Consider the following 12,666-nt stretch of genomic DNA (forward strand, 5'->3'; position numbering starts at 1 on the left):
ATCAGACGATGCCCCTTACCAAATCAAAGCATGTTTTTGCCGTAGTCCATGGGTGACGTACCGAAGTACGACGCAATGGTCTGGCCGATATCGGCGAAGGTTTCACGGTGGCCGAGCGAACCGGGTTTCACTTTCGGGCCGTAGATCAACACCGGAATGTGCTCGCGGGTATGATCGGTGCCTTGCCAGGTCGGGTCACAGCCGTGGTCAGCGGTCAGGATCAGAATGTCATCTTCCCCCACCAGCTCCATCAGCTCCGGCAAACGACGGTCGAACAGCTCCAGCCCCGCCGCATAACCGGCAACATCGCGACGATGGCCCCATGATGAGTCGAAATCAACGAAGTTGGTAAAGACGATTGTCTTATCACCCGCGCTTTTCATCTCTTTCACCGTGGCGTCAAACAACGCATCCAGGCCAGTTGCTTTCACTTTTTTGGTGATACCGCAGTTGGCATAGATATCCGCGATTTTCCCTACAGAAACCACCTGACCGTCTTTCTCATCGACCAGTTTTTGCAGCACGGTAGCAGAAGGCGGTTCAACGGCCAGGTCGTGACGGTTACCAGTACGCTGGAAATTCCCCGCTTTATCGCCAATAAACGGACGCGCGATAACGCGACCGATGTTGTAACCCCCTTCGGTCAGCTCTTCACGGGCGATTTCGCACAGCTCGTAGAGTTTATCCAGGCCGTAGGTCTCTTCATGGCAGGCAATCTGGAACACAGAGTCGGCAGAGGTATAGAAAATCGGCTTGCCGGTTTTCATATGCTCCTCGCCCAGTTGATCAAGGATAACCGTGCCGGAAGAGTGGCAGTTGCCGAGATAGCCCGGCAGGTTTGCGCGTTTCACCAGTTTATCCAGCAATTCCTGCGGGAAGCTATTGTCATGATCGGAGAAATAGCCCCAGTCGAACAGTACTGGCACACCGGCGATTTCCCAGTGGCCTGACGGGGTGTCTTTACCAGAGGAGAGCTCATGCGCCCAGGCGTATGCGCCTACCACTTCAGCGTTGCCGTCCATGCCGGCTGCGATTTTACCGGTAGAACCTTCATGTGCTTTCACCAGACCCAGACGGGTCAGATTTGGCAGGTTCAACGGGCCTTTACGACCGTTGTCCGCTTCGCCTTTGGCACAGGCTTCTGCGATGTGACCCATGGTATCGGAACCCACGTCACCAAAACGTTCGGCATCTTCTGTTGCGCCGATGCCGAAGGAGTCCAGCACCATAATAAATGCACGTTTCATATTGTTCTCCGTACGTAGTGCTTCAAAAAATAGCGATCAGATCAGTATATCGTTAATCGGTAATGCGTCGCCAGACCGTTGGCGTCTCTTTTGGCGCTTTATCGGCGATCACAATCGCAGCTTTGACTGCATTTGCCGCTTCCTGCCAGCTTGCTTCATCTTTTGCGTGGATCACCGCTAAAGGACGCTGCCCGTCGATCGCATCACCCAGACGCGCCATATCGGTAAAGCCCACGCTGTAATCGATGGTATCGGACGCCTGACGACGCCCGCCGCCCATTGAGACCACCGCCATCCCCAGCGCGCGGGTGTCCATTTGCGCAATGAACCCTTCGGTATCGGCATAGACGGCCTTACTGAGCGTCGCGGTTGCCAGGTATTTGTCATAATTTTCGACAAAATCGGTCGGGCCTTTTTGTGCAGCCACCATGCGGCCAAAGATTTCCGCCGCTTTACCGTTATCCAGCACCGCCTGCAATTGTCTGCGCGCCTCGGCGTCATCTTTCGCCAGTTTGCCGGAGACCAGCATTTCTACGCAGAGCGCCATCGTCACGTCATAAAGACGCGGGTTGCGGTAATCTCCGGTCAGGAAGCGGACGGCTTCACGTACTTCAACAGCGTTACCTGCGCTGGAGGCAAGCACCTGGTTCATGTCGGTGAGCAGTGCGGTGGTACGCACACCGGCGCCATTCGCCACACCAACGATCGCCTGCGCCAGTTCGGCAGAAAGTTCTGGCGTCGGCATAAATGCCCCGCTACCCACTTTGACGTCCATCACCAGCGCGTCCAGTCCTTCCGCCAGTTTCTTGGCAAGGATCGAGGCGGTAATCAGCGGAATAGAATCGACCGTCGCCGTAATATCGCGCGTGGCATAAAAGCGTTTGTCAGCGGGAGCTAAAGAATTCGTCTGTCCAATAATCGCGACGCCCACATCTTTAATGATGTCGCGAAAGCGTTTGTCATCGGGGAAAATATCAAACCCCGGAATAGCTTCCAGTTTGTCGAGCGTCCCGCCGGTATGGCCAAGCCCACGACCGGAGATCATGGGAATATAGCCGCCGCAGGCCGCAACCATCGGCCCAAGCATCAGCGAGGTCACATCCCCCACACCACCGGTGGAGTGTTTGTCGACGACAGGCCCGTTGAGATTAAGCTGTTTCCAGTCGAGGACGGTCCCTGAGTCTCGCATCGCCATGGTCAGCGACACGCGCTCCTCAATTGCCATGTCGTGGAAGAAAATGGTCATCGCCAGAGCGGCAATTTGCCCTTCGGACACGGTGTTGTCACGAATCCCGTTGATAAAGAAACGAATCTCTTCATCACTGAGTGCGTGACCATCACGTTTTTTGCGAATAATTTCTTGTGCGAGAAACACGGTAACCCCCCGATAAATCAGGTTAAATGCAGCGAGCTTGCGCCCATGCTACGTTCCTGTAGCCCGGCCAAGCGTAGCGCCGCCGGGGAGATCCCGGAGTCGGCGCGCGTGCGCCTCGTCCGGGCTACGATAATGAATTAGTAACCGCTTGCGCTCTTACCGTCGCCGTGACCCAGAGCTTTGAGCAGGCTCGCCAACAGGCTGGACGCGCCAAAGCGATAGTGGCGCGAATCCGCCCAGTCAGCGCCAAACAGTTCGTCGGCAATCGCAAGGAATGTCTGTGCGTCTTCGGCTGAACGCACGCCGCCAGCCGGTTTGAAACCGACGGTTTTCGCCACACCCATATCGCGAATCACTTCCAGCATGATGCGTGCGCTTTCCGGCGTGGCATTCACTGGCACTTTACCAGTGGAGGTTTTGATAAAATCGGCCCCCGCTTTGATCGAGATTTCAGAGGCTTTGCGAATCAACGCCTCTTCTTTCAGCTCACCGGTCTCGATAATCACTTTCAGCAGAACATTGGCCGCTGCACAGGCATCTTTACAGGCCTTAACCAGATCAAAGCCCACTTGTTCATTGCCTGCAATCAGCGCACGGTAAGGGAATACCACATCGACTTCATCTGCGCCGTAAGCAATTGCCGCACGCGTTTCCGCCAGCGCGATCTCAATATCATCGTTGCCGTGCGGGAAGTTAGTGACCGTTGCGATGCGGATATCTGGCGTGCCCTGTTCTTTCAGCGTCTTGCGCGCAATCGGGATAAAACGCGGATAGATACAGATAGCGGCAGTGTTACCCACCGGGGTTTTTGCCTGATGGCACAACGCGATCACTTTTTCGTTCGTGTCGTCGTCGTTCAGGGTAGTCAGGTCCATCAGTTTCAACGCGCGCAGGCTGCTTGCAGTTAAATCAGTCATTTATCTCTCCGTCGGCCTAAGCCGGTTAAATACGGGTCTGTTATTATTCTAACATTAACCCATCATTACACTTCGACACTCATCACAGTTAATGAAAACCACATTCATTCTTGCAAAACTATAATGAGACATTCATCAAATTTTTAGCCTTAACGTAGCCACATACCCGGATGTTTAGGGGTATGGATCAAAGGCGGGTTCCGTTCGGTTACTTACACTGGGGCAGACGCTCAAGGAATAAGAGGAACGAATATGTCCACGCCAAATGATTCAGCATACCTGGCTCGTTGCCAGCAGATTGCGACAAGCAATACCCTGACTCCCGCACAAAAACGCCACTTTCTGGCGCTTGAGGCCGAGAACAGTCTGCCTTATCCCTCACTGACAAAAGAAGCGCGGACTGCACTTGATGAGGGTACCATTTGCGATATGTTCGAAGGGCATGCGCCCTACAAACCACGCTATGTTCTGCCGGATTATGCGAAATTCCTCGCAAATGGCTCGCAATGGCTGGAACTTGAAGGGGCAACCGATCTCGACGACGCGTTATCGATGCTCACCATCCTTTATCACCATGTTCCTTCAGTCACCTCCATGCCCGTCTATTTGGGGCAACTGGATGCGATACTGCAACCATATGTTAGAATTCTAACACAAGAAGAGATCGATATTCGAATAAAACGTTTCTGGCGTTATCTCGACAGAACCCTGCCAGATGCGTTTATGCATGCCAATATTGGCCCTGCCGATACGCCGATCACCCGAGCCATTTTGCGTGCGGATGCAGAGCTTAAGCAGGTTGCGCCTAATCTGACCTTTATTTATGACCCGGATATGACGCCGGATGATTTACTGCTTGAGGTGGCAAAAAATATCTGTGAGTGCAGTAAGCCACATATCGCCAACGGCCCCGAAAATGATAAAATTTTCACAAAAGGTGGTTATGGCGTCGTCAGTTGTTACAATTCGCTGCCGCTGAGTGGCGGTGGTAGCACGCTGGTGCGCCTAAACCTGAAAGCCATTGCCGAACGCAGCGGGAGTATTGAGGATTTCTTTACCCACCAGCTTCCCCACTACTGTCAGCAGCAAATCGCGATCATTGACGCGCGCTGTGACTTCCTCTATTCGCAATCCGGTTTCTTTGAGAATAGCTTCCTGGTCGCCGAAGGGCTGATAGACCCGACTCGTTTTGCACCGATGTTTGGCATGTACGGGCTGGCAGAAGCGGTGAATATCCTCTGCGAACGTGCGGGGCTGGGTGTGCGCTACGGTAAAGATGCGCAAGCCAATACGCTGGGTTACAGAATCAGCGAACAACTTGCGACATTTGTGGCGAACACGCCGGTAAAACATGGCTGGAATAACCGAGCGATGTTGCACGCTCAGTCGGGGATAAGTTCTGATACTGACACCACGCCAGGGGCGCGCCTGCCCTACGGCGATGAGCCCGATCCCATAACCCACCTGCTGACGGTGGCCCCGCATCATGCCTGGTACACAGCGGGTATCAGCGACATTTTAACCCTCGATGAGACGGTCAAACGCAATCCGCAGGCCGTGATGCAACTCTGCCTCGGCGCGTTCAAAGCCGGCATGCGTGAGTTTACTGCCAACGTCAGCGGTAACGATCTGGTACGCGTAACGGGTTATATGGTTCGCCTGTCGGACCTGGAAAAATTCCGCATCAGGGGGTCACGCACTAACACGACCTGGCTGGGTGAGGAAGCCGCCCGCAATACCCGCATTCTTGAGAGACAACCGCGCGTGGTCAGCCATGAACAGCAGATGCGCTTTAGTCAGTAAAATTATCCCATTCTCCTGTGTTGACGGGCCAGGCAGTCGTCTGGCGCTGTTTTTACAAGGCTGTAATTTGCACTGTAAAAACTGTCACAATCCATGGACGATAGGACGCTGCAACCACTGTGCACAGTGCGTTCCCGCCTGCCCGCATGGTGCCTTAACGCTGGTTGATGGGCTGGTAAACTGGGATGACAACGCCTGCCAGCAGTGCGATACCTGTTTGCATCTCTGTCCACAACAGTCCACGCCGATGGCGCAAACGCTAAGTGTGGAAGAGGTGCTGGCCCATGTACGCAAAGCGGCCATGTTTATCGAAGGCATCACCGTCAGCGGCGGAGAAGCTACAACCCAGTTGCCGTTTCTGGTTGCGCTGTTTCGGGCGATTAAGTCCAGCCCGGACTTGCGCCACCTCACCTGTCTGGTCGACAGTAACGGCCTGCTGAGCGAAACGGGCTGGCAAAAAATGCTGCCCGTGTGCGACGGGGCGATGATCGATCTCAAAGCCTGGGGCAGCGACCATCATCGGTTTCTGACCGGGCGTGATAATACGCAGATAAAGGCCAGTATCCGTCTTCTGGCGGCGCATCAGCGGCTGACGGAGTTACGCTTGCTGCTCATCCCCGACCGGTGTGATTATCTGCAACATATTGATGAACTGAGCGACTTTATCGGCGAGTTAGGGGATGTGCCGGTGCGTATTAACGCCTTTCATGCTCATGGCGTGTATGGCGAAGCACAACAGTGGCGTAGCGCCGTTGCCGGCGATGTGGAACCGCTGGCGCAGGCGCTTACTGCCCGGGGCGTGAAAACAGTACGTCTGCCGGCGTTGTATCTGTAACTCAGATTAAAGAAAAGGTGGCGTGGGTATTGTCGAACAGCGCCTGGGCAATCACATCGGGTGCTTCCTGGCGTAACTCGCAAAGCGTGTCGAAGACCCGTGCCGCCTGTTCCGGGCGATTGGGCTGACCCTGAAAACCGTTTAATGGCATATCCGGGGCGTCGGTTTCCAGCAACAGGGCGTTTAGCGGCAATTGCGCCATCACTTCGCGGGTCTTGCTGGCTCGCGGGTAAGTAATGGTACCGCCAACGCCAATTTTATACCCCAGGCTGATAAAACGTTCCGCCTGCTGCAGGCTACCGGCAAAGCCATGTACCACACCGGTTCGCGGCAGGTCGTGTCGTTTAAGATGCATTGCCAGCTTGTCGTGCGTACGGCGCGAATGCAGGATCACCGGCAGGTCAAAGCGTTTTGCCAGCTTAAGCTGCGCGTCCAGAACCTCTTGCTGGCGTTCAAACTGCGGATCGTCACGATACAGATCCAGACCAATTTCGCCAACCGCCACCACCTTCTTCGGGCGCGTGGCAAGTAATTGCTCAAGGCGCTCCACGCACGTCGGTGTGTGCTCTTCAATGACGATAGGATGCAGCCCCAGCGCGGCATAAAGCGCCGGATAATCCCGGGCAAGTTTGACAACGCGAGCGAAGTACTGTGCGCCAACCGCCGGGACGATAATCCGTTCGACCCCAACGGCGTTGGCGCGGGTAATGCTGTTCGATTCATCATCCTGAAAAGGGGGGAAATCGAAATGACAGTGAGTGTCGATAAAGCGGAACGTCACGCCGTATCCTCGTTATTAAAGGGCAAATCGTTGGCCTGAACCGCGCTGACAAGCGGCGTATCGACCGCATCGTTGGCGACGGCTGCTGGCGGCACCACGATGGTAGCAGATGTCGTGGCCACGCGCGGAACATGGCGAATTAATGGCGGTTTTTCTACCAGCAGTTTACCCACTGTCGCCAGGAAATAACGCCCGCACAGTCTTCCCAGTTTGTAATCATCGCGCAACGCCGGTAAACGGCTTCCCAGCGCCATGCTGTGCAGAAGCTTCGGCGGGTAGATTTCAAAAATGCGCAACTTACCGGGAGGGGCTTCGATAAATTTCTGCGTCGCCGAGTAGGTCTTCTCATGATGTTGAACAAGGTTAACGAAAGGCTGCAAACTGCTTTCTCCCAGCCATCGTTCCATCCGCTTAAACCATTGTGGGGTGTAATACATTTGCGACGGTACGGTGCGAATAACCACAATGGTCTTTGCTCCGCGTTTCGCCGCTTCCTGAACGGGAATCGCATCGCTGACGCCGCCATCAAGGTAATTCACGCCGTTAAGGGTAACGCCCGGGCGGTAGAAACCGGGAATAGCGCTGGATGCGCGAATGATATCCAGCCAGGTGCTGCTGTCGGGGGAGAAATATTCCGGCGTGTAGTCATCCTGACGACAGGCGCACATATAGAAGGCTTTCCCTGAGTCGAAAACGCGCGCGGCATAGTCCATCGCCAGTGGCATGTGGCTCGAGGTGGAAGTAATAAGCCAGTCCAGATCGATCAGGTTGCCGCCGCGCACGAAACGCACGGGATCAAAGAATTCACGGGCGGTGGTGTAACGCATGATGACCTTACGCGCATAACCGGGCTGATTGCACAGGTATGCTGACAGGTTTTGCGCCCCGGCGGATGTGCCAAGAAAAAGGTCAAAAGGGTTAAATTCAGCGCGCATGAACTCATCCAGCACGCCGGCCGTAAAAATGCCCCGCTGACCGCCTCCCTCACACACCAGAGCGAGTCGACCTGGGCGAAATGGCGTTAACGCTAATGGCGCAATGTTACCAAGCGTTACCGGAATATATTGCCCCACCCTGCTTTCCTTTTAATTTTAGGTATTAACAAAGTAACGCAATTTTTCCCTCCCAGAAACAATGAAAGCCAGTCACGAGGACTGGCTTGATGATTCGTTTAAGAGTGAAGCTCGCGCTACGGACGTCTACGCCCCATAAACAGGCTGACGAGGAACAGAATGATACCGACGATAAAGACAATTTTCGCGGCACCCGCTGCCGTACCCGCCAGACCACCAAAGCCCAGAGCGGCGGCAATTAACGCGATAACCAGAAATATAATGCCCCAACGAAACATAAGACTCTCCTTAACCATAGTTAATGTCGACCGCTAATGTGAGCGCTCAGGATGCTCACTGGCGATATTTTCCCAGGTGCGTTCTACTTACTCCCGGCAAAACGCCGGGATTGCACATTTCAGGAATCGTTACTTAGCTTTCAGATCGTTTTTCACACTTTTGACGCCATCTACCGCTTTAGCGATACTTTCGGCCCGCTCAATTTGCGCCTGTGAATCTACGGTACCGGACAGCTGTACAACGCCATCGGTCGTTTCTACTTTCACCTTACGGGAAGGAACGATGTCGTCAGCCAGCAATTTTGCTTTGATTTCACTGGTAGTCGCGGTGTCGCCGGCATAGCCTTTCGCAGACGTGTTTTTACCGTCACGAACATGGAGTTTATCGCTGACTGACGCAACGCCTTCTACCCCTTTCGCGACAGTTACCGCCTGTTCTGCCTGTGCCTGGCTTTCAACGAAGCCACTTAACGTCACCACTTTTTTCTCAGTTTTTACGGAGATATCGGTGCTCTTGATATCTTCGTGATCGACCAGCGCAGCTTTGACTTTCGCCGTAATAGCGCTGTCATCCATGAAATTACCGACTTTATTCATAGAGCTATCGATTTTTTGCCCTGCGTTATCGGCCGCGTTTTGTGCTTTATCGGTCGTCGTGTTTGCCGCCATTGCGGAACCACTTGCCAGAGTTGTTCCCAGCACGACAGCCAGCAGAGTTTTCGAAATCTTCAGTCTTGTCATCGTCATCGATCTATATCCTGTTGGTTTGCCCACAATTTGGGCCGTAAGCAGCAATGAAGGCCGCTTTTCCTGCTGTGGTGAATCACCAGTCTGACAAATCAATGAGTTAAGTAAATAACACTCATTCATTAGACTTAAGTCAGTAATTAATATTATGCAATGCATTATTTTCTGGATAAAAAACCACTAAACACGCATTGAATAGGATTTATACCCAGCAAGAATGTCATTACTTTGTTAAATATAGAACACAATCGCAGAAACGCTTGCGAAAGCGGTTAAAAAGTAACCATAGAAGAGGGAAATGCGGCTATTTAAGAACTTTCCGCAAGAGGCTAAAAAGACAGGTAAAGTGACGGAGCACGACGTCTGCCGCGCTCCGTAGAGAAGATTAGTGTTCGCGGGTCTGGTGGAACTGAACATCCGGGTAACGCTCACGCGCCAGGTTCAGGTTGACCATCGTTGGGGCAATATACGTCAGGTTATCGCCGCCATCGAGCGCCAGCTGTACTTCGTTTTTACGTTTGAACTCTTCAAATTTCTTCACATCGCTGCATTCCACCCAACGGGCGGTAGCGACGTTAACGGACTCATAGACCGCTTCCACGTTGTATTCGCTCTTAAGACGCGAAACGACTACATCGAACTGCAGCACACCTACTGCACCCACGATCAGATCGTTGTTAGCGATGGGGCGGAAGACCTGAACCGCACCTTCTTCTGACAACTGAACCAGCCCTTTGAGCAGCTGTTTCTGCTTCAGTGGATCTTTCAGGCGGATGCGGCGGAACAGCTCCGGTGCGAAGTTCGGAATGCCGGTGAACTTCATCATTTCACCCTGGGTGAAGGTGTCGCCAATCTGAATCGTGCCGTGGTTGTGCAGACCGATGATATCGCCCGGGTAAGCCTCTTCAACGTGTGAGCGATCGCCTGCCATAAAGGTCAACGCATCAGAAATCACCACGTCTTTGCCAAGACGCACCTGGCGAAGCTTCATGCCCTTTTCATATTTACCGGACACCACGCGCAGAAAAGCCACGCGGTCGCGGTGTTTCGGGTCCATGTTGGCCTGAATTTTAAAGACGAAGCCGGAGAATTTCTCTTCCGCAGCTTCCACTTCACGGGTGTCTGTTTGACGCGGCATCGGCGCGGGCGCCCATTCCACCAGGCCATCCAGCATATGATCAACGCCAAAGTTACCCAGTGCGGTACCAAAGAAGACCGGCGTGATTTCACCTGCCAGGAACAGTTCTTTATCGAACTCGTTAGAGGCACCTTTCACTAATTCAAGCTCGTCACGTAACTGCTGAGCCAGATCTTCACCGACCGCGACGTCGAGATCCGGGCTATTGAGCCCTTTAACAATGCGTACTTCCTGGATCGTATGGCCTTTGCCGGTCTGGTAGAGATAGGTTTCATCTTTATAAAGGTGGTAAACGCCTTTGAACAACTTACCGCAGCCAATCGGCCAGGTGATCGGCGCGCAGCCGATTTTCAGCTCGTTTTCCACTTCATCCAGCAATTCCATCGGGTCGCGGATGTCACGGTCGAGTTTGTTCATAAAAGTGATGATCGGCGTATCGCGCAGACGGGTAACTTCCATCAGCTTGCGGGTCCTGTCCTCAACGCCTTTTGCGGCATCGATAACCATCAGACAACAGTCAACCGCCGTCAACGTACGGTAGGTATCTTCAGAGAAGTCTTCGTGCCCGGGGGTATCAAGCAGGTTAACCAGACAGTGGTGGTAAGGGAACTGCATCACAGAGGTGGTAATAGAGATACCACGCTGCTTTTCCATCTCCATCCAGTCAGATTTTGCATGCTGATTAGAGCCCCGGCCTTTAACCGTACCGGCGGTCTGAATAGCCTGTCCGAACAACAACACCTTTTCTGTGATCGTGGTTTTACCGGCATCGGGGTGCGAGATGATGGCGAACGTGCGTCGCTTCGACACCTCTTGTAAATAAGGAGACAACGTCATAGTAAAATTCTTCTGTGAAAATGCGCGGCCTCGGCCACGCTATGAAATTCGAAAAATGCGGCTATTGTACTCAACGGCTGAGTGCAGACAATGAATGTTTACACAGGAGTTGCTCCAGTTCGGTTAACGATGTCACGGTCCAGGTCGGGTTGATTCCCTCGGGCAATGCGCGACCGTTAGCATTCAGCCAGCAGGTGGAAAGCCCCGCGTTTATGCCACCCAGGATATCCGATTCAGCGGTATCGCCAACCATCAACACCCGTGAGCGGTCCGGGTTTTGTGCCTGTTCCAGCGCATAATCGAAAATACGCGGATCGGGCTTAGCCACGCCGACCTGTTCAGAAATCACCAGCAAGTCAAAGTAGTCGCGAAAACCAGTACGTTCCAGACGCGTCTGCTGTAACGCGGTAAAGCCGTTGGTAATAATGCCCAGCTTCACCTTTCCTTTTAATGCCGATAAGAGCGACACCGCACCCGGCAGAGGCGCGCAAATCTCTGCCATCGCATTGAGAAACGCGTTATTCAGATCGCCTGGTGCAACGCGCAGACGCTCCGCCCATCCCTGGAAGCGCTGATGCTGTAATTGTAGTGCGGTGATGGCACCATTCTGGTATTCCACCCACAACGGTTTGTTAATGGCCTGATAATCTTTAAAATCTTCAGCAGTAAATGTCACGCTGTAATCCATAAACATTCGCTGCAGGCCACCAAACGAATCAAAAGTAAACAGCGTTTCGTCGGCGTCAAAAAAGATCCAGTCCCATTTCATTACATCACCTTTCATTTATTAAAGTGGCAGCGCCATGATGATGGCGTCTTCACGTCCTTGCGCTGTGGGGTAATAGTTACGGCGAATCGTCGCTTCATTAAATCCCAGGCTTTCATACAACGCGATGGCGGCGGTATTGGAGGCCCGCACTTCCAGCCACAGCGTCAACACGCCACGTTTTTCCAGTTCGCCTATCAAATGCTCAAGCAGCTGACGTCCCAGCCCCTGACGTTGCCAGGCGGGATCGACGGCAATATTAAAGAGGGTGGCTTCATCCAGCACCACCTGCGTAATGGCAAAGGCCGCCATCACGTCACCCACCCGTAAACGGTAATTAAGGTAGCGCTCGCCCTGGTTACTGGCTAAGGTCTTCTCACTCCAGGGAAACGCGTGCGCCCGGGTTTCGATCTCGTAAGCGCGGGCTAAATCAGTCGTTGTGAGGGAAGAAATCGTGTTCATAATTGCAAATTTGTCGCCATAACGCGGCGCGTGCCGCAGGGTTGCCCCGTAGTTCATTGAGGCCAGGCGTTGCTACCTGCGCCCCCTTGAGTGCGACGGGCGATTCAATGCCCAGCCGCCAGCTGTTGCAGGTGCTGCCCGGCGGTAACATCTCTACCCGGTCAGGGGTGAGCTGTAAAACCTGGTCCGGACTGACGGCAAGCGCACGCAGTACATCGCCGACGAGCGGCTCAGTGAGTGCGGGAAGATCAGAAGCCACCATCACTAACCGGATGTGCGCGGGCAGGGAAATGGCGATTTCCCCTTGCAGCGCCGCCGGACGGCGCAGGGACCACTGGGTGATGCCCAGTTGCTGTAATTGCCAGTCGCGTCGGGAAGTCATAGCGAAACACTCCTGTCTGTCAGGC

Annotated in this window: 13 protein-coding genes; 2 read left to right on the top strand and 11 right to left on the bottom strand. The window is 53.6% G+C overall.

All coding sequences use genetic code 11. From position 1 onward, the window contains the following. Positions 1 to 23: 23 nt before the first annotated feature. From deoB to deoC, 3 genes are all read right to left on the bottom strand, one after another. Complete coding sequence (deoB, locus tag AB182_RS21810) at positions 24 to 1,247, bottom strand: phosphopentomutase (RefSeq protein ID WP_047371923.1); 1,224 nt, start codon at positions 1,245 to 1,247, stop codon at positions 24 to 26. Positions 1,248 to 1,299: 52 nt separating this feature from the next. Further along, positions 1,300 to 2,622 (bottom strand): thymidine phosphorylase, encoded by a 1,323-nt coding sequence (deoA, locus tag AB182_RS21815; RefSeq protein ID WP_047371924.1) that lies wholly within the window; start codon positions 2,620 to 2,622, stop codon positions 1,300 to 1,302. A 137-nt stretch (positions 2,623 to 2,759) separates the two neighbouring features. Further along, on the bottom strand, positions 2,760 to 3,539 hold the full coding sequence (gene deoC / locus AB182_RS21820; RefSeq protein ID WP_047371925.1) for a deoxyribose-phosphate aldolase: 780 nt from the start codon (positions 3,537 to 3,539) through the stop codon (positions 2,760 to 2,762). A gap of 252 nt (positions 3,540 to 3,791) precedes the next feature. Between deoC and AB182_RS21825 the strand changes: the two genes are divergently transcribed. Together AB182_RS21825 and AB182_RS21830 are read left to right on the top strand one after the other, a co-directional pair. Then, the gene (locus AB182_RS21825; RefSeq protein ID WP_047371926.1) at positions 3,792 to 5,342 is read left to right on the top strand and encodes a YjjI family glycine radical enzyme; all 1,551 of its coding nucleotides are present in this window, start codon (positions 3,792 to 3,794) and stop codon (positions 5,340 to 5,342) included. Beyond that, positions 5,314 to 6,177 carry a YjjW family glycine radical enzyme activase gene (locus AB182_RS21830; RefSeq protein ID WP_047371927.1) on the top strand — a complete coding sequence of 288 codons (864 nt, stop codon included), beginning with the start codon at positions 5,314 to 5,316 and terminating at the stop codon, positions 6,175 to 6,177. The genes AB182_RS21825 and AB182_RS21830 overlap by 29 nt, the downstream gene beginning before the upstream one ends. A gap of 1 nt (position 6,178) precedes the next feature. On the opposite strand, the gene AB182_RS21835 is transcribed toward AB182_RS21830, so the two are convergent. The 8 genes from AB182_RS21835 to AB182_RS21865 all read right to left on the bottom strand — a co-directional run bounded on the left by AB182_RS21835 (position 6,179) and on the right by AB182_RS21865 (position 12,641). After that, entirely contained in the window at positions 6,179 to 6,958 is a 780-nt protein-coding gene (locus AB182_RS21835; protein ID WP_047371928.1) for a metal-dependent hydrolase, read from the bottom strand. Next, on the bottom strand, positions 6,955 to 8,031 hold the full coding sequence (locus AB182_RS21840; protein WP_047371929.1) for a patatin-like phospholipase family protein: 1,077 nt from the start codon (positions 8,029 to 8,031) through the stop codon (positions 6,955 to 6,957). Before AB182_RS21840 ends, AB182_RS21835 begins: the two co-directional genes overlap by 4 nt. 116 nt (positions 8,032 to 8,147) lie before the next feature. Then, positions 8,148 to 8,309 carry a DUF1328 domain-containing protein gene (locus AB182_RS30970; RefSeq protein WP_007373037.1) on the bottom strand — a complete coding sequence of 54 codons (162 nt, stop codon included), beginning with the start codon at positions 8,307 to 8,309 and terminating at the stop codon, positions 8,148 to 8,150. 129 nt (positions 8,310 to 8,438) lie between these two features. Continuing rightward, entirely contained in the window at positions 8,439 to 9,056 is a 618-nt protein-coding gene (gene osmY / locus AB182_RS21845) for a molecular chaperone OsmY (protein ID WP_047371930.1), read from the bottom strand. Positions 9,057 to 9,441: 385 nt separating this feature from the next. Next, on the bottom strand, positions 9,442 to 11,031 hold the full coding sequence (gene prfC, locus AB182_RS21850) for a peptide chain release factor 3 (RefSeq protein ID WP_047371931.1): 1,590 nt from the start codon (positions 11,029 to 11,031) through the stop codon (positions 9,442 to 9,444). 70 nt (positions 11,032 to 11,101) lie between these two features. Continuing rightward, entirely contained in the window at positions 11,102 to 11,800 is a 699-nt protein-coding gene (gene yjjG / locus AB182_RS21855; RefSeq protein WP_047371932.1) for a pyrimidine 5'-nucleotidase, read from the bottom strand. Between the two features lie 18 nt (positions 11,801 to 11,818). Continuing rightward, positions 11,819 to 12,259 (bottom strand): ribosomal protein S18-alanine N-acetyltransferase, encoded by a 441-nt coding sequence (rimI, locus tag AB182_RS21860; protein ID WP_047371933.1) that lies wholly within the window; start codon positions 12,257 to 12,259, stop codon positions 11,819 to 11,821. Continuing rightward, positions 12,228 to 12,641, bottom strand: a complete 414-nt coding sequence (locus tag AB182_RS21865) for a DNA polymerase III subunit psi (RefSeq protein WP_047371934.1) — start codon at positions 12,639 to 12,641, stop codon at positions 12,228 to 12,230. The genes rimI and AB182_RS21865 overlap by 32 nt, the downstream gene beginning before the upstream one ends. Between the last annotated feature and the right edge of the window lie 25 nt (positions 12,642 to 12,666).

The sequence above is a fragment of the Phytobacter ursingii genome, assembly GCF_001022135.1.
Taxonomy (GTDB): domain Bacteria; phylum Pseudomonadota; class Gammaproteobacteria; order Enterobacterales; family Enterobacteriaceae; genus Phytobacter; species Phytobacter ursingii.